The organism is Xanthomonas sp. fls2-241-TYG-148 (assembly GCF_030208815.1).
Lineage (GTDB): Bacteria > Pseudomonadota > Gammaproteobacteria > Xanthomonadales > Xanthomonadaceae > Xanthomonas > Xanthomonas campestris.
On record NZ_JARVTE010000018.1, the window covers coordinates 244387 to 265332 of the forward strand.

General features: G+C 68.2%; 13 protein-coding genes. 7 read left to right on the forward strand and 6 right to left on the reverse strand.

Translation table 11 applies throughout. From position 1 onward, the window contains the following. Window positions 1-125: 125 nt before the first annotated feature. The 4 genes from QRM60_RS17475 to QRM60_RS17490 are packed head-to-tail and all read right to left on the reverse strand — an operon-like array spanning window position 126 to window position 4535. Window positions 126-1751 carry an NAD(P)/FAD-dependent oxidoreductase gene (locus QRM60_RS17475; protein WP_115531293.1) on the reverse strand — a complete coding sequence of 542 codons (1626 nt, stop codon included), beginning with the start codon at window positions 1749-1751 and terminating at the stop codon, window positions 126-128. Continuing rightward, window positions 1748-2569, reverse strand: a complete 822-nt coding sequence (locus tag QRM60_RS17480) for a glycosyltransferase family 2 protein (protein WP_285446722.1) — start codon at window positions 2567-2569, stop codon at window positions 1748-1750. Before QRM60_RS17480 ends, QRM60_RS17475 begins: the two co-directional genes overlap by 4 nt. Then, window positions 2566-3339 (reverse strand): beta-ketoacyl synthase chain length factor, encoded by a 774-nt coding sequence (locus QRM60_RS17485; RefSeq protein WP_285446723.1) that lies wholly within the window; start codon window positions 3337-3339, stop codon window positions 2566-2568. The genes QRM60_RS17480 and QRM60_RS17485 overlap by 4 nt, the downstream gene beginning before the upstream one ends. After that, window positions 3339-4535, reverse strand: coding sequence for a beta-ketoacyl-[acyl-carrier-protein] synthase family protein (locus tag QRM60_RS17490; RefSeq protein ID WP_011039069.1), 1197 nt, complete (start codon window positions 4533-4535; stop codon window positions 3339-3341). Before QRM60_RS17490 ends, QRM60_RS17485 begins: the two co-directional genes overlap by 1 nt. Window positions 4536-4752: 217 nt before the next feature. Between QRM60_RS17490 and QRM60_RS17495 the strand changes: the two genes are divergently transcribed. The 5 genes from QRM60_RS17495 to zwf all read left to right on the forward strand — a co-directional run bounded on the left by QRM60_RS17495 (window position 4753) and on the right by zwf (window position 12320). Continuing rightward, window positions 4753-5013, forward strand: coding sequence for a YcgL domain-containing protein (locus QRM60_RS17495; protein ID WP_114999532.1), 261 nt, complete (start codon window positions 4753-4755; stop codon window positions 5011-5013). Continuing rightward, entirely contained in the window at window positions 5006-8329 is a 3324-nt protein-coding gene (locus QRM60_RS17500; RefSeq protein ID WP_285446724.1) for an ankyrin repeat domain-containing protein, read from the forward strand. The genes QRM60_RS17495 and QRM60_RS17500 overlap by 8 nt, the downstream gene beginning before the upstream one ends. 26 nt (window positions 8330-8355) lie before the next feature. Further along, window positions 8356-8685 carry a phosphatase gene (locus QRM60_RS17505; protein ID WP_014506165.1) on the forward strand — a complete coding sequence of 110 codons (330 nt, stop codon included), beginning with the start codon at window positions 8356-8358 and terminating at the stop codon, window positions 8683-8685. Between the two features lie 63 nt (window positions 8686-8748). Next, complete coding sequence (locus tag QRM60_RS17510) at window positions 8749-10548, forward strand: glycoside hydrolase family 15 protein (protein WP_115557313.1); 1800 nt, start codon at window positions 8749-8751, stop codon at window positions 10546-10548. Further along, window positions 10545-12320 (forward strand): glucose-6-phosphate dehydrogenase, encoded by a 1776-nt coding sequence (gene zwf, locus QRM60_RS17515; protein ID WP_161962914.1) that lies wholly within the window; start codon window positions 10545-10547, stop codon window positions 12318-12320. The genes QRM60_RS17510 and zwf overlap by 4 nt, the downstream gene beginning before the upstream one ends. A gap of 440 nt (window positions 12321-12760) precedes the next feature. Here zwf and QRM60_RS17520 read toward each other — a convergent pair whose 3' ends face one another. Continuing rightward, entirely contained in the window at window positions 12761-14572 is a 1812-nt protein-coding gene (locus QRM60_RS17520; protein WP_042598002.1) for a monovalent cation:proton antiporter-2 (CPA2) family protein, read from the reverse strand. 373 nt (window positions 14573-14945) lie between these two features. Beyond that, window positions 14946-15773 (reverse strand): carbonic anhydrase family protein, encoded by an 828-nt coding sequence (locus tag QRM60_RS17525; protein ID WP_115557316.1) that lies wholly within the window; start codon window positions 15771-15773, stop codon window positions 14946-14948. 579 nt (window positions 15774-16352) lie between these two features. On the opposite strand from QRM60_RS17525, the gene mgtE reads away from it, so the two are divergent. Then, on the forward strand, window positions 16353-17720 hold the full coding sequence (gene mgtE / locus QRM60_RS17530) for a magnesium transporter (RefSeq protein ID WP_115557317.1): 1368 nt from the start codon (window positions 16353-16355) through the stop codon (window positions 17718-17720). 420 nt (window positions 17721-18140) lie between these two features. After that, window positions 18141-20849: a bifunctional acetate--CoA ligase family protein/GNAT family N-acetyltransferase gene (locus tag QRM60_RS17535; protein WP_014506173.1), complete on the forward strand. Its 2709-nt coding sequence runs from the start codon at window positions 18141-18143 to the stop codon at window positions 20847-20849. Window positions 20850-20946: the final 97 nt, after the last annotated feature.

Consider the following 20946-nt stretch of genomic DNA (forward strand, 5'->3'; position numbering starts at 1 on the left):
CCCATACCTGCGTGCATTCGCATGCGTGACGCAACGGGCTGCGACCACGCTGGCAAATCATGGCCCAGCGCTAGGCTGCGGCCGCACCTACAAAAAACGCGCCGGTTAGGCGCGTTCTGTGCACTTTACGCGGCGTCGGCATACCACGCGGCGGTGAGGATCGGGTCGCCGACGGCGTTGGCGGTGAGTGCGGCCAGGCCGTGGTCGGGCAGGGCGGGGTGGCGTTGGCGGGCCTGTTCCAGGATCTCGCGGGCCAGCACCGCCATGCGCGCGATGTTGGCGTGGATGCGCGCGGCAAATGCCTCGTCATCCAAGGTGTCGTGCAGTGCGCCGTTGAGTTCATTGAACCAGCCGATCAGGTATTGATCGAGCAGGCGGCCGTCACCGGTGACCGTGCCCAGCGCGGTGTTGTGCTGGCCCCAGTCATGCAGCACGCGCTGCATGGCCAGATTCATGTCGCGCGCATAGAAGAAGTCCGCCTTCATGCGCGCCAGCAGGCCCAGGTCGGCGATGCGCCCGCTGCAGAACAGCGGCGCCAGCAACGACCAGTAATAGGTGTAGTCCCAGATCACCTTGACCGGCATCACCTGTGCATCGCCGAACAAGGCGTACTGGTCCTGATACAGGCTCAAGGTATTTTCGTAGAACGAGAAATACAGCTGCTCGTAAAGCTCCACGTAGGGGCTGAGCGAGCGGCCGGCGCGGTCGCGACCGATCAGTTCGCAGATGTAGGTGTTGGAGATGGCGATGAAGTCGCTGCCAGGCGAATAGAACGGGTCCAGGAACACGCCCGCCTCGCCGGTGAGCGCCCAGCGCTGGGTGGAAAACACCTGCTTGCAGCCGTACGAGAAGTTGCGCAGGAACAGGAAGTCCTGCAGCCGGTAATCGGTCTGGTCCAGGGTGGCGGCAACCTGCGGCTGATGCGTGCGCAGCCAGGCCATCGCCTTGTCATGGGTGTTCATTGTTTCCAGCGGATGCATCGCCGCATCGCAGACGATGCCCAGCGAATGCGCACCGGACGACAGCGGAATCAGCCAGAACCAGTAACCCGGCCCGCACATGTGATTGGTCGAACGCCAGCGGTCCGGCGGCGTGCAGCGCTGCAGCCAGCTGCTGTCCTGCGACCAGGCATTGGGGTCGATCAGCCCTTCCACCCGCCACCACACCGCGTTGGCGTCGTGTGCGTTGTCCTGCGCTAGGCCCAGCTTGCGCTTGAGCAATCCGGCGCGGCCGCTGGCATCCACCACCCAGCGTGCGTTGAGCGTGCCGGCTTCGCCGCCGCGCTCGTAGCGCACGCTGTGGTCGCTGGCATCGTCATCGCTCAGGTCCACGCCCTTGACGCTGCAGCTATCCAAAAACACGATGCCTTGCGCGCGCGCGCGCTCGCCGAGGAAGTTCTCGAAGCGGCCACGGTCGATCTGCCATGACGGCGTGGGCAGGATCTTGCTGACGCCCAGTTCGGTGCAGCGGTCGATGTCGTCGCGCTTGTCGGAGAAGAAGAAGCGGAAACCGAACTTGCGGATCTGCTCGGCTTCCAGATGTTCGCGCAGGCCGAGCACATCGGCGAAGTAATGCGCGCCAATCTCCACGGTCGATTCGCCGACCTTGAAGGCCGCCTCGCGCACCGGGTGTGCGCGCCGTTCCAGCACGGTGATGGCCAGTGCCGGATCGCGTTGCCGCAACTGCAGCGCCAGGCTCAGGCCGGCCAGGCCACCGCCGGTGATCACGACATCTGCGCGTTGTGCACTCATGTGGATGGATTGCTCTCGGTGACCGCGGGCACAGTAGCAAATTCGCCGTCCGGGTCGTCAATCAGCACCGGATGGGCGCGCACGCGGCGGTATTCGCGCCAGACGTGGCCGTAGGCCCACACCTGCTTGACCACATGCGAGGTGATGTTCCACAGATCGCGGACCAGCCGGAAATGGCTCTTGCGGAAGGTGCCGGGCGAGGTGCCCGCGTACCGGGTTTCGATCGGCACCGCGACCACGCGTGCACCGGCCTGGCGCGCGGCGGAGATCAGAAGTTGTGCTTCGAACACGAAGCCTTCGCCGGGCACGTTGGGCAGGGTGAACACCGAGGCCGGATACAGGCGTTGGCCGCTCTGGCTGTCGACCAGGCGGAAGCCGCAGGCCCAGGCGATGCCCCAGTCGCCGAAGTCGTTGCCGATGCGGCGGATGGTGGGCTGGGTGGCCCGCTTGCGCATGCGCGCGCCCACGATCACTGCGCCCGGGTGGCGGTTCGCCGCAGCGAGCAGGCGCGGGAAATCGGCGGCCTTGTGCTGGCCGTCGCCGTCCATGGTCATCACCGCGCGCATGCCTTGCCGCTGGGCTTCGGCAAAGCCGCTGCGCAGTGCGGCGCCCTTGCCCATGCGCTGCGGGTGGCGGATCAGGGTGACCGGCAAATCGGCGATGCAGTCGGCGGTGCCGTCATCGGAGCCGTCGTCGATCACGATCACCTGCGAGCAATAGGTCAGCGCGTCGTTGACCACTTCGCGGATGCGCAGCGACTCATTCAAGGCCGGCACCAGGATCGCGGTGTCGTCGCGGCTCAGCGGGATGCGGCTCACGGCTGCACCTCCACCTGCAGCACGCGCCCCGGGCCGGCGTACAGCGCGGTGTGGGTGCTGCCTGTGGCCAGCGCGTCGAACAGCGGCAGCATCGGCGCCATGGCGTTGGCGGCCATGTAGCGCGCCAGCGGGCCATCGCCCGGCGTGGGCACGCCGTCGTCGAAGCGAAGCGCCAGCTGCGGCTTGCCGGCCTGGCTGGGCGCACCCAGCACCAGTGCGGCGCCAAGCAGGCCTTCGCTGGGCGACACCCGCCCCAGCGGCCCGATCGAGCGCGCGTCGTAGCCCACCAGCAACACCGCATCGGCGCCGGCGCCCAGCTGCATCAGCGCCTCCAGCAGGCCCTGCGCGAAGCTGCCGGCGCCGGCGCTGAGCGCGGTGGTCGGGGTCATCGCCCCGGCACCGATGGTCCAGTAACCGGCGGCGGCGTTGTGCACCGAGTTGTGGAACTTGGTCGGCGAGATGGCCGTTGGGTCGCTGGCCAGGGTGGTGCACATGTAGTCGGTGATCGCCAGATCGCCGTGGGTGGAGGTGAACACAGATGGCAGCATGGTGGGGTCGCGGCCGGCGGCGTGGCAGGCGGCCAGTGCGGCGTCCAGCGACACCGCCACGGTGTCCGGCGCGCGCCGGCGCTCGTTGGGGGCCAGCAATTGGGGGGACGGACGGGCCGGGGTGTCCTGCAGGTCAGCGCCATGCGCGAACGCGACCGCGGCATCCCAGGTGGGCAGACCCTGGGTCCAGAAACCGATGCCTTCGATGGTGGCCGTCAACATCAGCGTGCCTGCCCGAACAGCAGCGAGCAGTTGTTGCCGCCGAAGCCAAAGGAGTTGTTCATTGCGTACTGAATCCGGGAATGGGCGTTATCGAAGCGGATCTGCGGGCCGCAGGCGGGGTCGGGCACCGCACTGTTGAGCGTGCCCGGCAGCAGGCCGTCGCGCAGCGCGAGCAGCGCAATCACCGACTCCACGATGCCGGCCGCGCCCAGCGTGTGGCCCATCCAGGCCTTGGTCGAACTGGCATGCAAGGTGTCGGGGAAGATCGCCGCCACTGCGGCCGCCTCGACGCTGTCGTTGGCCGGCGTGGCGGTGCCGTGCAGGTTGAGATAGCCCACCGCCGCGGCATCCAGCCCGGCGGTGTCCAGCGCGCCACGCATCGCCAGCTGCGCGCCCAGGCCCTGCGGGTGCGGGGCGGACATGTGGTGGGCATCGCTGGATTCGCCATAGCCGTACAGCCACTGCGCGGCGTCCGGGGCGGCGGCGGGGCGTTCGAGCAAGGCAAAGCCGCCGGCCTCGCCCAGGCTCAGGCCGACCCGGCGTGCGTCGAACGGCTGGCACAGCTGTGGTGCCACCACCTGCAACGAGTTGAAGCCGAACAACACGCTGCCGCACAAGGTGTCCACGCCGCCGACCAGGGCCGCATCGACCACGCCGGCCGCCATCAACCGCGCCGCCTGGGCGAACACCTTGGCGCTGGACGAACATGCCGTGGCCACGGTGATCGCCGGCCCGCGCAGGCCGGTGGCGTGCTGCACGAAATCGCCAAGCGAATGCGGGGTGTGCACGATCGGGCGCTGCAGGTCGTCCGGGAAGCGCAGGCCGTGGGCGTCTTCGACCAGGCGCGTGTAGGCCTCTTCGCTGGCGCCCACGCTGGAGGTGGACGTGCCCATCACCACCGCCACGCGCTCGGCGCCATAGCGCTGCGCGGCGGCCTGCACGGCGGCGGCCATGCCGTCCTGTTGTAGGGCCAGCCAGGCCAGCTGGTTGTTGCGGCAGTCCCAGCCTTGCAGCGCGTCTGGTAGCACCACGTCTTCTACGCCGGCAACCCGGCCGATCCAGCATTCCAGCGGCTGCGGGCCGAAATCGTTGCGGCGCATGCCGCTGCGGCGCTCGCGCAGCGCGCTGGCCTGGGCGTCCAGTCCGGCGCCGAGCGCAGTAGTGGCGGTGAAGGCAGTGATGGCGACCGGGGCCATCTGGGACGAACGATGCGCTTGGCTCACGGTGGTCTGGCTGGCAAAAAGTGACCGCAGTATATCGGTGGCGGGTAGACCACCCGTCGATGGCGCAACTGAACGTGACGGTCATGTGGCTGACGCGACTGGGATTTTCCGCGCGTGCCGCGCTTTCGCCATGGCCGCAATTGGGACACAATCCTGCGACCCACATCACCTAGAGCGCGACCACGCGCGCATGCACGCCTACGTCTATAAAAGCCAACGCAAGCAGGACACGTTCGTCTATCTCGCCACGCGTGACGATTTCTCCGTGATTCCCGCCGACGTGCAGGCGCGGTTGGCGCCGTTCGCGTTCGTGCTGGACGTGGCGTTGACGCCGGAGCGCCGCCTGGCGCAGGCCGACGTGGACACCGTGCGCGCGGCGCTGGCCAGCCACGGCTTCTATCTGCAATTGCCGAAGACGGTGGTGCTGGCGGGCGAGTGCGACTATGACTGAGCCGCAGCGAGCCGCGCGGCTGCGCGCTGCGGGGCTGGCCGCTGCGGCCGGCGTGGTGCTCACCCTGCTCGGCGGCGTGGGCGGCGTTGTTGCCGCGCTGGCACTGTGGCTGGCGCAACCGGCCTTCGCGCTGGCGGTGTCCTGGCTGCGCGGCACCCGCGCGTTGCCGTCCCACCCCCGCGCACTGCTGCCAGGCCTGCCGCCTTTGCTGACGCTGTGGGGCGTTGGGCTGCTCGCCCTGGGCGCGCTGATTACTTGGCCGCTGACCGCCCTGCGCGACAGCGGCAGCCTGGCCGCCGCGCTGGCGCTCAGTGTGGCGGTGAGCGCCGCGTTGCTCGGGCTGTGGCGTACCTGGCCGCTGTGGGGCGAGGTGGAACGCGACGGCGGCCCGCTGACGCCACGCTGGCATGCATTGGCCACGCAGGAACTGCATGCCTGGCGCGGCCTGTTGGTCGCGGCCCTGGTGCTGGCGGTGTGCGGGCTGGGCGTGGCGCTGGCATGGCCGGGCGGTCTGTCCGGCGGGCTGCGTTGGGGCCTGGCGGTCGCCGCGAGCGTGTTGCTGCCAGCTGCCCACCTGCTGCTGCAGCGCACCGTGCCGCCGGCGCGCACCGAGACACTGGCGCCCCGCCAGGCCGCAGATTTCTTCTCCGAAGCCGCGGCCGAACCCGGCCCGCTGGAACCGGTGGCCCAGCACCAGCTGGTGCCGGAGCTGTATGAAGCCGCCCGCGGCGGGCGCGTGGATCGGGCGCTGCAACTGCTCGAGGCCGGCGCCGACCCGCAGGCGCTGCCGCTGCCGGAATGGCGCGATCAACGCAGCCTGCCGGCGCTGGCTGCCGTGCTGCCGGACCTGCGCCTGCTGCGCGAACTGATCACCCGGCGCGTGGACGTCAACCAGCCGCACCGCGGCATGACCCCGCTGCTGGCGGCCACGCGCGACAGCTGGCATGGCCGCCCGGATGCAGTGATGACGCTGCTGGCCAACGGCGCCGACCCACGTGCCACCGACAACGACGGCAACACGCCGCTGCACCACGCGGTGCGCAGTTCCGACCCCGGCGTGGCCGCGCTGCTGCGCGATGCCGCCGCCGAACTAGATGCGCTGAATAACGAAGGCCACTCGCCGCTGGCAATGGCCTGCCAGGTCGGCAATTGGCGCCTGGCCAAGTTCCTGCTGGAACGCGGCGCGCAGTCCGAGCCGGCCGGTGGTGCGCCGGTGTTGCTGGCGGCCGCAGGGACCGAGGAAGACGACCCGGCCGGCGTCCAGCTGCTGCTCAAGCACAAGGCGCGCGTGGATGCGCGCGACCGCCAACGCCGCAGTGCGCTGCACGAAGCCGCGCTGGCCGGGCACGGCGACATCGTCGAGGCGCTGCTGGCGGCCGGCGCGAATCTGGAAGCGCGCGACCTGCTCGGCCGCACGCCGTGGCTGGATGCCGCCCGCCAGGCCCGCAGCGCGGTGCTGGAGCGGCTGGTGGCGCGCAAGACCGACGTGCTGGCGATCGATGGCGACGGCCGCAATGCGGTGATGCTGGCCTGCGCCGCCGACACCGTGTCGCCAGCGCTGATCCGTCGCCTGCTGGAGCTGGACGTCCCCGCCGATGCGCAGGACATGCACGGCCGCCGCGCCGTGGATGTGGCCGCCGAAGCAGGCCGTTGGGCGATCGTGCGCCTGCTCGATCCGGCTTATCCGCTGCCCTCGGCGGTGAGTGACGCGCACGGTGACGGCGTTAGTCCCACCACGCAACTACCGGACCGCCCGCCGCTGGTGCTGTTGCGCGAAGGCCTGCAGCTGGGCCAGCGCGATGGCCTGGTTGCACTGGCGCGGTTGTGCGGCCCGGAAGAACTGGGCGGCCTGCTGCACGACGCGCACCTGGCCCTGAATGCCGACGCGGTCGACTGGTTGCTGCGCCACGGGGCCGATTCCGAGGTGCGCGATGCCTGCGGTGACGTGCCGATGTTCGCGCTGCTCTCGCGTGGCGTCGAAGCGGTACCGGCGCTGCAGGTGTTGCTGCGCCACGGCGTCTCGCCGGCCGGTGCCGGCGGGCTGACCCGCCTGCTCAGCGCCTGCGTGCAGCACGACGCGGCCTCGCGCGGGCTGGAACAGTTCGCGCTGGAATTGCTGGAACGCGGCGCCGACCCGTTCGCGCCGTCGGCCGCTGGCGACCCGCCGCTGTCGCTGGCGGTGCGCCTGGGTTGGTTGCGCCTGCAGCAGTGGCTGCTCGAACACGGCGTGGACCGCGAAGCGCGCGACAGCCACGGCATGACCGCGCTGCATCTGGCCACCGCGCTGGGCCGCGAGGCCTCGCTCAAATTGCTGGTCAAGCAAGGCGCCTCGCCGGAAGCGCGCGCCGCCGACGGGCAGACCCCGCTGGGCGTGGCGTTGTCGATCGGCCGGCGCGATCTGGCCGATTGGCTGGACTGGCGCATCTGGTCGCTGCCACGCCGCACGCTGCGCGAGGCCGATGTGCCGGCCGCGGCGATGACCGGCGATACCGATGCGGTGCGTCGCCTCATCGACCTCGGCCTGCCGGTCGATGCGGTGGACGCGCAGGGCTGCACCGCACTGCTGCGTGCAGCCGGCAGCGGCCATCTGGCCGTGGTGACCCATCTGCTCGGCCGAGGCGCGGACCCGCAGCGTGCCGCCAACAGCGGCGCCACGCCGTTGTCGGCGGCGGTGAGCATGCGCCAGACCGAGATCGTGGCGGCGCTGCTGGCGGCCGGTGCGCAGATCGAACACCGCCTGCCCGGTGGCGTCACCGTGCTGATGCTGGCCTGTGCGCTGGGCCTGCCGGACATCGTGGCGCGGCTGCTCGCCGCCGGCGCCGACGTGCATGCCAACGACGACCAGGGCCTGGCGGCGCTGCATTGCGCCGCGCTGTACGGCTTCACCGCGCGCGACAAGATCCGTCTGCTCGCGCTGCTGGACACCTTGTTGCTGGCCGGCGCCGACCCGGATTACCTGGCCGGCGGGCGGGTCAGCCCGCTATTGATGTTGCTGGGCGCGCGCGCCGAACCCGGCACCGCCTGCGACGAGCAGGTGGTGCTGGCCGGTGTGGAGCGCCTGCTCGACGAAGACGTGGCGCTGGACGTGGCCGATCAACGCGGCTTCGGCCCGCTGCATCTGGCAGCCCTGCATGGGCTGCCCTTGCTGGTGCAGCGCCTGTTGCGTGCCGGTGCCGATTCGGACCGCCGCGACGCGCTCAACCGCACCCCGCGCGAGATTGCGATCATGCGCGGCTTCATCGACGTGGCGGGCCAGTTCGAACCGGCGTTGCCGGGGGTGTCGTCGATGGCGCGCTTCCTGCGCGAAGGCCGCTGAGCCAGCGCGCCTCCGCGCCGCTGCGGGTGCTGTTCGTGTGCAGCCGCAACCGGCTGCGCAGCCCCACCGCCGAGCACGTCTTCGCGCAGTGGCCGAATGTGCTTACGCAATCGGCCGGACTGGCGCCCGATGCCGAGCAACCGGTCACGCCCGAGCTGCTGCACGACAGCGACTTGGTGCTGGTGATGGAGCGCCGCCATCTGCAGCTGTTGCGCCGGCGCTTCGCTGCGCACCTGCGGCACTGCCGTGTGGCCTGCCTGCAGATTCCCGACGACTACACCTACATGCAGCCGGAACTGATCCGCCGGCTGGAACACACGGTGCCACCACTGCTGCGTTTGCCGGCGCATTCGTAACCCGATCCCGACACCTCGCGTGCAACACTGAGGCTTGACTCGCACGAAGGAAGCGCCCACCCGATGAGCGTCCGTATCGAGGACCACGCCATGCTGGGCAATTGCCACAGCGCGGCCCTGGTCGACCACTGCGGCACCATCGACTGGCTGTGCCTGCCACGCTTCGATTCCGATGCAGTCTTCGCCTCGCTGCTGGGCACGCCGGAACACGGCCAATGGGCGCTGGCGCCGGCCGCCGATTTCCGCAGCGAGCGCGCCTACGAAGACGACAGCCTGGTGCTGCGCACCCGGCTCATCACCGACACCGGCACGGTGGAACTGGTCGACTTCATGGTGGCCAGCGACGATGGCGAGGTGCATCAGCATCTGGTGCGCATGGTGCGTTGCGTGCAGGGCGAAGTGCCCATGCACATGCGCCTGACTTTCCGCTTCAATTACGGCCGCACGGTGCCGTGGGTGACCAGCATCGATGGCGGCATTCGCGCCATTGCCGGGCCCGACCAGCTGGCCCTGCGCACGCCACAGACGCTGCAAGGCAAGGACCTGGGCACCGAAACCGACTTCACCCTGCGCGAGGGCGAGAGCACCTGGTTTCTGCTCAGTCATGGCCTGTCGCACCAGACCGTGCCGCCGGCCATCGACCCGGATGAAGCCCTGCAGCGCACCACCGCGTTCTGGCACGGCTGGGCGCGGCGGTGCACCGATGTGGGGCCGTGGACGCAGCAGGTGAAGCGATCGCTGGTGGTGCTGAAGGGGCTGAGTTATCTGCCCACCGGCGGCATTGTCGCCGCGCCCACCGCCTCGCTGCCCGAACACCTGGGCGGCACGCGGAATTGGGATTACCGCTATTGCTGGCTGCGCGATTCGGTGTTCACCCTGATCGCGTTGTTGCAGGCCGGCTACCGCGATGAAGCCTCGGCATTTCGCGATTGGGTGCAACGGGCCATCGCCGGTTCGCCGGATCAGCTGCAGGCGCTATACGGCATCGCCGGCGAGCGTCGCCTGCAGGAATGGGAAGCGCACTGGCTGCCCGGCTACGAAGGCTCGGCGCCGGTGCGGATCGGCAACGGCGCGGTGGACCAGTTTCAGCTCGACGTCTATGGCGAACTGATCGGCGCGTTTCACTACGCGCGCGAAAAAGGCGTCCCGCCGCCGGCCGATGACGACGGTTCTTCGGCCTCGTTGCTGGAGCATTTCCTGGAAATGCTCGAAGACCTGTGGCGCACGCCCGACGAAGGCATCTGGGAAGTGCGCGACGAGCGCCGCCACTTCGTGCACTCCAAGGTCATGGCGTGGCTGGCCTTCGATTGCGGCTGCCGCGACGGCATTACCAATGCCAGCGCTGAAAAGCGCGCGCATTGGGGCCGCATCGCCGAGGAGATCCGCACCGAGGTGCTGGAAAAAGGCGTGCACCCGGATGGGTATTTCGTGCAGAGCTACGGCTCGGATCGGCTGGATGCGTCGTTATTGCTGATTCCCATCGTCGGCTTCCTGCCACCGGATGATCGGCGCATTGCTGCCACCGCCGACGCGATCGCGCGCGACCTCACCATCGATGGCCTGGTCGAGCGCTATCGCGCCGACGACAGTGCCGACGGCTTGCCGGCCGGTGAGGGTACCTTCATTGCCTGCAGTTTCTGGCTGGTGGAAAACTACGCCTTGCTCGGCCGCACCGAGCAGGCGCGCGCATTGCTCGAGCGCCTGCTCGGGCTGTGCAACGACGTGGGCCTGCTCGCCGAAGAGTACGACCCGCGTGGCAAACGCATGCTTGGCAACTTCCCGCAAGGGTATTCCCACGTGGCCCTGGTCAATGCGGCATTGCGCCTGCATGGACGCATGGGCGAGAAGGAGACGCATCCATGAGTGAGCAAGTGACCACCCCGCCGTGCATCATCGTGGTGTTCGGTGCGCGCGGTGATCTGACCCGGCGCCTGGTGATGCCGGCGCTGTACAACCTGCGCCGCGCCGGTGCACTTGGCGAGGAATTCGCCATTGTCGGCATGGACCATGGCGATATCACCGAGCGTGCCTGGCGCACCAACATGGGCAAGGCGATGACCGAGCTGCTGAGCAGCCGCGATGCCGAGTTCCAGGCCGATGGATTCGATACCGATACCTGGGACTGGTTGCGCGAGCGCATGCATTACGTGCGCGGCGACTTCACCGACCTGCGTGCCTATCAGGCGCTCGACGGCGTGCTGGAAAAACTGCACAAGCGCTATGGCACCCGCGGCAATGTGCTGTTCTATCTGGCCACCGCTGCGCGCTTCTTCGAGCCGGTGCTGCTGAATCTGGGCGAGGCCGGGCTGGTCAAGCAGCACGAGGGCGCTGGCTGGCGCCGGGTGATCGTGGAAAAGCCGTTCGGCCACGACCTGCCCAGTGCCAAGCATCTCAATGCCACCGTTGCGCGCGTGCTGCACGAAGACCAGGTGTTCCGCATCGACCATTTCCTGGGCAAGGAAACCGTGCAGAACATCCTGGCGTTCCGCTTCGCCAATGGCCTGTTCGAGCCGGTGTGGAACCGCGACCGCATCGACCACGTGCAGATCACCGCCGCCGAAACCATCGGCGTGGAAGGGCGCGGGCGTTTCTACGATCCCACCGGCTGCCTGCGCGACATGGTGCCTAACCATCTGTTCCAGCTGCTGGCGATGATTGCGATGGAGCCGCCGGCCGCGTTCACCACCGAGGCGATGCATCGCCGCCGCGCCGAAGTGATCGAAGCGGTGCGCCCGATCAAACCCGAAGACGTGGTGCGCGGGCAGTACGCGTCCGGTGCGGTCAATCGCAGCGCCGTGCCGGGATACCGCGAAGAAGACACGGTACCGGACGAGTCGGAAACCGAAACCTTCGTGGCGATGAAGTTGCAGGTCGACACTTGGCGCTGGGCTGGCGTGCCGTTCTATCTGCGCACCGGCAAGCGCCTGCGCGAGCGCACCACCGAGATCGCGATCCGCTTCAAGCCCGCACCGCTGGCGCCATTTCGTAGCACCGAAGTGGGCGGCTACGGCCCTGACTGGCTGGTGCTGCATATCCAGCCCGACGAAGGCATCTCGCTGCAGTTCGACGTCAAGCGCCCGGGGGCGCAAGTAGCGTTGGCGCCGGTGCGGATGGACTTCCGCTACCGCGACTGGTTCCCGAAGGAATACACCGTTGGCTACGAGCGTTTGCTGCAGGACTGCATGAATGGCGAGGCCGGCCTGTTCCAGGACGCGGCGATGGTGGAAGGCGCGTGGCGCATCGTGCAGCCGATCCTGGATGCGTGGAAACAACCGCCCAGTGACTTTCCCAATTACGCGGCTGGCAGTGCCGGCCCGTCGGCGGCCGATGCGTTGCTGGCGATGAACGGCGGGCACGCCTGGCGTGCGCTCACTCCGGGCCGCAAACCGCCGCCGCGGCGCCCGCCTGAGGCACGTGCGGGTGCTGCGGCACCGGCGAAGAAGAGCGCCAAGAAGGCGGTCAAGAAGGCTGCGAAAAAACTCGCCAAGGCGCCTGCCAAGCGCAGCGCTGGAGCGGCCGGGAAATCTGCAGCGGCGGCGTCGCCGAGTAAGGCGGCAAGCAAGACGGTCACCAAGCGCGCCACCAAAAAGGCGACGAAGCCGGTAACCAAAGCCGTCAAAAAGAGCGCTTCGTAGAGACGGGAGAAGATTGCGTAGGAGCGCGCTTGCGCGCGATGAGGCTTGATCGGGAATGCCCCATCGCGCGCAAGCGTGCTCCTACGTTGATGTGACTATCAATAGGCGTTCTTCGTTCTTGGTCCGCGGCGGCTTTGATGTTTTCTTTGAAGGTGCTCTGGAACAGAGGGATCATCTTTCGTGCGTATGGACCGACAGATATCCGGTAATGCCGCATCGCGCGCGAGCGCGCTCCTACGTTGGGGTCGCTATCGTCAACGGGCGATGTTGGCCCTCGACGACTTTGAGGTTGTTTTTGGATTTGCTCTGGAGCAGGCATCAATCTTTCGTGCGTTCGTACCGACAGACATCCGGCAACGCTTCATCGCGCGCGAGCGCGCTCCTACGGGCTTCTCTCAACTGCGACTAAGCGCGCGTGATCGCATGCGCCCTTGCGTGTCTTACCGCTCGGGCGTGACCGGTGCAGGCTCTGGATCCACTTCGGCCTTGACGTCGGCTTCGAACAGATGCATCAGGTCTTCGCGTGCATCGCGCGAGGTCTGGATCACCTTGGCCTCGTCGTCGTAGACCAGATGCTGGCGGCGCAGCAGGTCTTCGTCGTGGTGGCGGAAGCGTGTGACGTGCTCCTGCGCGTCGGCCTCGCCAAGCCCCAGCGAGGTCAATACGCGCCCGCCCAACTCCAGGCTGGAGGCGAATACCTCGCGGAACGGCTCGGCACCCAGGTCCATCAGTTTCCAGGCGTGCTGGCGGTTGCGCGCACGCGCCAGCACCGTGGCGTTCGGGTACAGGCGGCGGATCAGCCGCACCGTCTTGATGTTGGTGTCCGGGTCGTCCACTGCGATCACAAAGACCTTGATGCGCTCGGCACCGGCGGCGCGCAGCAGCTCCGGGCGGGTCGGGTCGCCGTAGTACAGCTGGCTGCCGAAGCGGCGTAGATCCTCCACCGTGTCCGGGTTGTGTTCCAGCGCCACGAACGGCACGTGCCGCGCGGTGAGCAGGCGTGCGATCACCTGGCCGAAGCGGCCCATGCCGGCGATCAGCACCTTGGGTGTCTGCGTGTCGATGGTGTCGTAGGGGCGCTCGGATTTGGGCACCTTGATACGCAGCGGGCCATTGAGCACGCGCTGGATGCCGAGCAGCAACAGCGGCGTCAGCGCCATCGACACACCCACGATGGCGACCAGGCGGTCGTGGTTGGCGGCGTCCAGCAGGCCGACGCGGTCGGCCTCGTTGAATACCACAAACGCAAATTCGCCGCCCAGCCACAACACGCCACCCAGCATCAGGCTGCTGCGCAGCGGCAGCTTCGCCACGGTGCCGATCCCCACCAGCAGCGCGAACTTGACCAGCAGCAAGATGCCCACACCGGCGGCGATCAACCACGGTTCGGACACCACCCGGTCCAGATCGATGCCCATGCCCACCGAGATGAAGAACAACCCCAGCAGCAAGCCTTCGAACGGCTCGATCTGCGATTCGAGTTCGTGGCGGAATTCCGAATCGGCCAGCAGCACGCCGGCGATGAAGGCGCCCAGGCTGGCGCTCAGGCCGGCCTCCTGCATGATCCAGGCAGTGCCCAGCACCACCAGCAAGGCGCTGGCGGTGAACACCTCGGGCATGCGCGTGCGCGCCACCACATTGAACAGATGCCGCAGCACGAAGCGGCCGCACAGGATGACCAGCGTCAAGGCCACCAGCGCCTTGGCCACGTCCTGCCAGTCCAGCGTGGCGTTCTTGCTGCCGCCCAGCAGCGGAATGGCGGCCAGCAGCGGGATGGCGATCAGATCCTGGAACAGCAGGATGGCGAAGGCCAGTCGTCCGTAATCGCTGCCCAGCGCCTTGCGTTCGGCCAGCAGCTGCAGGCCCACCGCGGTGGATGACAGCGCCAGCGCCACGCCGACGATGAGCGAGGTTTTCCAGCCCAGTTGCCCGGCCATCAGCAGGCCGCCCAGGATCAGCGCGGTCATCACCACCTGGGTGGTGCCGGCGCCGAACACCGAATGGCGCATCACCTTCAGCCGCGCCGGCGACAGCTCCAGCCCGATCACGAACAGCAGCATCACCACACCGATCTCGGCCGCACCGCTGATGCGTTCGGCATCCTGCACCACGCCCACGCCATCGGGCCCGAGCACCACGCCGGCAACCAGGTACGCCAGCACCGCACCCAGGCCGAAGCGCTTGAACACCGGCACGGCCACGATCGCCGCCAGCATCAGGACCAAGGCCAGTTCGAGGCCGCCGCTATGCATGTTGCACTCTCCGTTGAGGTGCGCATTATGCCGCGCAAGGCAGGCAGCCGGCTTGCATGCCTGTGCCGGGGCCGCTGACAGCGGCCGTCACGGTGGAGCCTTGACCCCGCCCTCAGACAATGGCGGCCGAGTGCTCTTGTTGCGTGCGGTGGAAGCGGAGCGTGCCCGTCCCCCAAACCCCGGCACGACGACGCAAGCCGCCGCGCGCGATCCGCACGCGTGCAACGCGCTGATCTCCGCTGCGCATGGCAGCAGCCAACCCGACAGCCAACGCACAACGGACGTCGGCTGTCGGTCTAGCGAGTAGACGCGGAGCTAGGAGCAAACACAGTGTTCAGCGCGCTGCGATGGCGGCAACGCGCTCGCGCCAGGCTCAGTGGCTCTTGAGCAGGAAGCGACGATCCAGCGGCTGCAGCGGGCGCGCGTTGAACGGGTACACGCGCTCGAACGCGTTGATCTGTTCCCTGGACACCTGCACCGGCTGACTCAAGACCACCCAGTCCACCGTTTCGCTGCAGGGCGGGGTGGTCAGTGAGCCTTCGTAGCGGTAGAAGCTGCGTTGATTGGCGGGCGGCAGAAAATCGCTGGCGTGCACGAGTGCATCGGCCACCTGCCGGGTCTGGTTCTTGTCGTTCGGCATGGCATCGAGCACGCGTTGGAAGGCCGGATTGGCCTTGCCGGTCTCGAAGAAGATCGCCAGCACGCCGAGCGTTCCGTCTGGGCCCTGGTGCACGATGTGCGCCTCCATCGGGAAGCGCCGGCCGTTCAACAGGTGCTCGCTGGGATGATGGAAATGCAGCTGCAGAGCATCGTATTGCTTGCCGCCGACCCGCATCGTGCCGCCGGCGTGCAGATCCAGCTGGATGGAGTGGCCGGTGTTGCGCACCACCAGCGGCACCGCGCTGTAGTCCAGTTGCAGCTTGCCCAGCGTGGCGTCGATCGCGTCCTTCAGATCGATGGGGCTGTTCTGCTGCCCATTGCCGCACAGCGCATTTTCCTTGGCCAGTTCGGCCCAGTGTTCGGCGCCTTCCGGGCCGGTGTAACCCCACTCGTGCCCGTCATGCGGGGTGGTTTCATGCGCGTGCACCGGCGTGGCGTCGGGCAACACGGTCTGCGCCATCGCCGCCGTGCCCCAACCAGCGGCAACGCATAGGCAGACCGTGCTGACGCGGTGTAACAAAAACGACTTGAAAGACGGCATGGAAGGTTCCTGGCAAAGCAACGGAGTGGCGCGGATGCGATGGCCGGTGCGGCTCCCGCAAACGCTGTGCGGGAACGGCGATGCCGGGAAGCGAACTGTACCGATTGCCGTGCCGCACAGCACGGTTTTGCGACAGCCGGTTCACTGCGGCCGATCGGCGCGTGCGCATCTATGTGCAGGATGCAACGGCAACCGATGGCAACGCTGCGCCTTGCCGCTACGCGTGCCTCGTGCCTGCGTGCGCGCCGTAGCAGGATCTGTGCGTGTCGCAATTTTGTTGCAGGCGAAACGCCGCTGCCAATCGTCGCGACGCGTGACAACGCCGGCCGCGTGCAGCACGCGATTGCCCTGCCAAACGCCCACTTAAGCGCGCCGCACGCGAGGCATTGACCAGGCGGACACATGCGCGCAGACTGCGCCGCGCACCGACCGGAGCATCCGCTCGGCCGCACTTACGGAGCTCACTCTCATGTCCAGCGACAGTCACCCTAGACCCGGGTCGATGACCCTGCTGACGAGCGCCTGAGGCTTCAGGTTCGCCGGCTGTCATCGACGACGGTCGTCACCAGGCGAACCCCCATGTACAACGAAACCCTGCGCCTTGCCCAAGGCGTCGATGCATTGACCGCACCCCTGGCCGAGCTCAACACGGCCGATGCGGTGGAATATCTCAACACCCTCGACCGCGACGCCGCCGCGCATCTGCTGGCGGTGTTGCCGCAGCCGCGTGCGGTGAAGCTGCTCGAACAACCCGAGCTGCGCGATGCCAGTGCGCTGGTTGCGCAGCTGCCGGCCGAGCATGCCGCCGTGCTGCTCGGGCAGATGGCCGACGACCGCGCCACCGACATCTTCCACGGCCTGGACGCCGATCAACGCGAGCCGCTGTTGTGGCGGCTCAGCGCCGAAGCGCGGCTGTCGATCCAGGCCTTGATGCGCTACCCGCCCAACACCGCCGGTGCGCTGATGACCACCGAGTTCGTGGCGGTGCCGTCGGACTGGACGGTGGGGCGCACCTTGCAGCACATCCGCGATGTGGAGCGCAGCCGCGAGACCGTGTATGCGATCTATCTGCTGGATCCGCACGCGCGTGTGCTGCAGCAGGTCGTGACCATGCGCCGGTTGATCACCGGCGCGGCCGAGGCACCGATCCTGGAGGTGGCGCAGGTCAATCCGCCGGTCACCGTGGACCCGGCCCTGGATCAGGAAGAAGTGGCGCGTCTGATCCGCCGCCATGACCTGCTGGCGATCCCGGTGGTGGATGCCTGCGGCCACGTGCTGGGCATCGTCACCGTGGACGATGTGCTGGATGCGTTGATCGCCGAATCCACCGAAGACGTGCACAAGTTCGGCGGCATGGAAGCGCTGGACAAGCCGTACATGCAGATCGGCTTCGGGCAGATGATCAAGAAGCGCGCCGGCTGGCTGAGCGTGTTGTTTCTCGGCGAAATGCTCACCGCCAGCGCCATGCAGCATTTCGAGGACGAGCTGTCCAAGGCGGTGGTGCTGACCTTGTTCATCCCGTTGATCATGAGCTCGGGCGGCAACTCCGGCTCGCAGGCCACCTCGCTGCTGATCCGCTCGCTGGCATTGCGCGAAATCCGCCTGCGCGACTGGTGGAAGGTGGCGCTGCGCGAGTTGCCCACCGGGCTCACGCTGGGCGCGATTCTGGGCGTGCTGGCGATCGTGCGCATCGCCATCTGGCAGAACGCCGGCCTGTACGACTACGGCCCGCACTGGCAGATGGTGGCGCTCACCATCGGCGCGGCGCTGGTGGGCATCGTCACCTTCGGCTCGTTGTCCGGCTCGATGCTGCCGTTCGTGTTGCAACGCTTCGGCTTCGATCCCGCCAGTGCCTCGGCGCCGTTCGTGGCCACCTTGGTGGATGTCACCGGCTTGGTGATCTATTTCAGCATTGCCGCGGCGATTCTCAGCGGAACCTTGTTGTAAGGTTCGCTGCAAGGCCAGGCAGGGACGTGGGCACGGACAGGAAGGCCCATGAACCTGCGGGCCGTGCCCGGCCGTCCTGAGATAAAGGAAAGGCGCGTTCGCCACCCAATCTGGAAGTGGTGGATGGCCTGCTGCGCTGCTTCGACGAAAGTTACACGATGGCCTACGGCGCGACGCGTTGCCGGCAGGGCACCTCGACATTTGTGAAGTAACGGCGATGCCCGCACCGCCACGGCTGCGTGCGCACGGGCAGGCCGTTGCCGCGTCCGATGCGTTGCAGCCAAGAGGTCCGACGACCATGACGCAGTGGAGCAACTCCATCGCACTCCACAGCAACGCACGGTCACACACGGGCCGCAACGGTGCCCTCGCACGCCAGTGCGTGTACCGTAGCGCGATGGTTTCTGCATCTTCTGCACGATGAGTACTTATCACCTGCAACAGGTGTTCCGCCCCACCACCGTCGCGGTGGTGGGCGGTAGCCCGCGCGAGCGCTCGGCCGGGCGGGCGGTGGTGCGCAATCTGCGTGCGGCCGGGTTTCCCGGGCAAATCGGTTGGGTCAGCCCGCGCTATACCGAAATCGACGGCGTGCGCACGGTGGCGCGGTTGACCGACCTGCCCTGGGTGCCGGATCTGGTGGTGATCACCGCGCCGGCGCGCATCGTGCCGCGCATCGTCTCCATCGCCGCGCGGCGTGGTGTGGCAGCGGCCATCATTCTCACTGCCGGCCTGGGCAGTGGTGCCGGCTCGCCGGCCGCGCGCGTGGAAGCGGCGGCGCGCGCCAAGGGCATGCGCATCCTCGGCCCGCACTGTTTGGGCGTGATCGCCCCGCATGCGCGGCTCAATGCCAGCATCGCCGCGCATTGCCCGCAGGCCGGCGACCTGGCGCTTATTTCCGAATCCAGCGCCATTGCTGCGGCGCTGGTGGAGTGGGGCGTGGCGCGTTCGGTGGGGTTTTCGGCGGTGGTCTCGCTGGGCGACACACTGGACGTGGATTTCGGCGATCTGCTGGATTACTTCGCCACCGACTACCGCACCCGCGCGATCCTGCTGTATGTCGAACGCATCGGCGATGCGCGCAAGTTCATGTCGGCGGCACGCGCCGCCGCGCGCGCCAAGCCGGTGGTGGTGGTCAAGTCCGGGCGGCAGTTCCGCATTGATCCCAATGCCGACACCCACGCGCAGGCGCTGGCTGGCTCGGATGCGGTGTATGGCGCCGCGTTCGCACGGGCCGGGCTGTTGCGGGTGGGGGCGCTGGACGAACTGTTCGCCGCGGCCGAAACGCTGGGCCGCCTGGGTAGTTTTCCGGGCCGTCGGCTGGCGATCTTGAGCAATGGCGGCGGGGTGGGGCAGTTGGCAATGGACCAGCTGTTGCTGCGCGGCGGCACCCTGGCCGAGTTGTCGGCCAAGACGCTGGAGCGGCTGGATCAATCGCTGCCCGAAGGCTGGTCGCGCAGCAATCCGGTGGACATCATTGTCGACGCCGATGGCGAGCGCTATGCGGCCGCGATCGAAGCGTTGCTGGACGATCCGGAGAACGACGCGCTGCTGGTGGTCAACGTGCCCACCGCCTTCACCTCCTCGGCCGATGCGGCCAAGGCACTGACCCGCGCGCTGGAACAGCGCAGCCGCTACCAGCGCGAGAAACCGGTGTTTGCGGTATGGCTGGGCCAGGACGATGCCGCGATCGCCGCGCTGAACGCCGCGCGCGTGCCCACCTATGCCACCGAGTCGGACGCGGTGCGCGGTTTCACCCACCTGGTGCGCTACCGCGAGGCACAGGCCGCCTTGATGGAAACTCCGCCCAGCCTGCCGGAAGATTTCGTGGTCGATGCCGGCATCGGCCGAGCGGTGGTCAACGAAGCGCTGGCCGCCGGCCGGCGCTGGCTGGATCCGGTCGCCACCAACCGCCTGCTGGCCGCCTACGGCATCCCGATCGTGCCGGTGCAGGTGGCCGCCACCGCCAACGAGGCCGCGCTGCTGGCCGACCCGTTGTTGGCAATGGGGCGCACGGTCACCTTGAAGGTGCTTTCCAGCGAGATCGCACACAAGTCGGACGTGGACGGCGTGCGCCTGAACCTGTCCAGCGTGGCGGCGGTGCGCGAGGCGGCGGCCGGCATCCTGGCGCGTGCCCGCGCCGCCCACCCCAATGCGCTGATCGAGGGCGTGATCGTGCAGCCCACCGTGCTGCGTCCCAAGGCGCGCGAGCTGATCGCCGGCATTGCCGATGACCCGGTGTTCGGCCCGGCCATCGTGTTCGGCCGTGGCGGCACCGCAGTGGAGGTGATCAACGACCGCGAGCTGGCGCTGCCGCCGCTGGACCTGCGCCTGGCCCACGAATTGATCGGCCGCACCCGTGTCTCGCGCATCCTCAAGGCCTACCGCGACGTGCCCGCCGCCGACGAGCGCGCGGTGGCGCTGGTGCTGGTCAAGCTGGCGCAGCTGGCCGCCGACATCCCCGAAATCACCGCGCTGGACATCAACCCGCTGCTGGCCGACCGCGAGGGCGTGATTGCGCTGGACGCGCGCGTGGCGGTGGCACCGGTGCGCAAGCTGCACAAGGGCCGCGGTCATCCGCGGTTTGCGATCTTTCCGTACCCCAAGGAATGGGAGCGCCGCATCGCGCTGGGCGATGGCGCGCACGCGCTGGTGCGCCCGGTGCGGCCCGAGGACGACGCCCTGTTCCGCGCGTTCTTCGCCCGGGTCACCGACGAAGACCTGCGGCTGCGCTTCTTCCAGTCGGTCAAGCATTTCAGCCACGAATTCATCGCGCGGCTGACCCAGCTCGACTACGCGCGCTCGATCGCACTGGTGGCCATCGACCCCAAGACCGGCGACATGCTCGGCGCGGTGCGCCTGCATGCCGACGCCGATTACGCGCGCGGCGAGTACGGCATCCTGATCCGCTCCGACCTCAAGGGCCACGGCATCGGCTGGCAGCTGATGCGCATCATGATCGAGTACGCGCGCTGGCTGGGCCTGAAACTGATCGAAGGCCAGGTGCTGCGCGAGAACCGCACCATGCTGGCGATGTGCCAGAGCCTGGGCTTCGGCGTGCGCCCGGATCCGGACGACCCGACCCTGATGGCGGTGACACTCCCTATAATGGGCGAGCCACGCCCGGCCTGACCCCCCGTCACGCCGCGGTCCCCCATCCTCCACCGCATGCCGGACCGGCTAGGCCTTGCCCTGGTGTCGCCGTCCGGCTGTCGTCTCGGCCCGCCTG

Excerpts from the sequence above, each read along its gene's own strand:
- QRM60_RS17475 (WP_115531293.1), bottom strand. The coding sequence starts at position 1,751 with ATGAGTGCACAACGCGCAGATGTCGTGATCACCGGCGGTGGCCTGGCC.
- QRM60_RS17485 (WP_285446723.1), bottom strand. The coding sequence starts at position 3,339 with ATGTTGACGGCCACCATCGAAGGCATCGGTTTCTGGACCCAGGGTCTG.
- QRM60_RS17490 (WP_011039069.1), bottom strand. The coding sequence starts at position 4,535 with ATGGCCCCGGTCGCCATCACTGCCTTCACCGCCACTACTGCGCTCGGC.
- QRM60_RS17495 (WP_114999532.1), top strand. The coding sequence starts at position 4,753 with ATGCACGCCTACGTCTATAAAAGCCAACGCAAGCAGGACACGTTCGTC.
- QRM60_RS17500 (WP_285446724.1), top strand. The coding sequence starts at position 5,006 with ATGACTGAGCCGCAGCGAGCCGCGCGGCTGCGCGCTGCGGGGCTGGCC.
- QRM60_RS17510 (WP_115557313.1), top strand. The coding sequence starts at position 8,749 with ATGAGCGTCCGTATCGAGGACCACGCCATGCTGGGCAATTGCCACAGC.
- zwf (WP_161962914.1), top strand. The coding sequence starts at position 10,545 with ATGAGTGAGCAAGTGACCACCCCGCCGTGCATCATCGTGGTGTTCGGT.
- QRM60_RS17520 (WP_042598002.1), bottom strand. The coding sequence starts at position 14,572 with ATGCATAGCGGCGGCCTCGAACTGGCCTTGGTCCTGATGCTGGCGGCG.
- QRM60_RS17525 (WP_115557316.1), bottom strand. The coding sequence starts at position 15,773 with ATGCCGTCTTTCAAGTCGTTTTTGTTACACCGCGTCAGCACGGTCTGC.
- mgtE (WP_115557317.1), top strand. The coding sequence starts at position 16,353 with ATGTACAACGAAACCCTGCGCCTTGCCCAAGGCGTCGATGCATTGACC.
- QRM60_RS17535 (WP_014506173.1), top strand. The coding sequence starts at position 18,141 with ATGAGTACTTATCACCTGCAACAGGTGTTCCGCCCCACCACCGTCGCG.